Below are 230 nucleotides of genomic sequence, written 5' to 3' on the forward strand. Positions count from 1 at the left end.
TCGATTTATGACTGGTCAACGGAATCTGTTATTGAAATCGATAAGAAACCAAATGTAGACTCAGAAAATGTTGTAGTAGAAAAAGAAGTTACTGAACAACCAGAAGAACAAAAACAAGTACAACAAGAAACAAAAGATGACAATGTAAAAGTTGTTGTTGATAACGAACCGGTTAAACATAAAAAATCCGGAAACGGTAGCACACTACCAAAAACAGGAGCATCTTCTCA

The 230-nt window shown here is 34.3% G+C and carries 1 pseudogene; it reads left to right on the forward strand.

The annotated features are described in order from the left end of the window. Positions 1-230, forward strand: a pseudogene (locus tag MR083_RS27375) (DUF4430 domain-containing protein); the annotation flags it as partial.

This window comes from Bacillus cereus group sp. BfR-BA-01408 (genome assembly GCF_022663305.1).
GTDB classification, from domain to species: Bacteria; Bacillota; Bacilli; order Bacillales; family Bacillaceae_G; genus Bacillus_A; species Bacillus_A pacificus.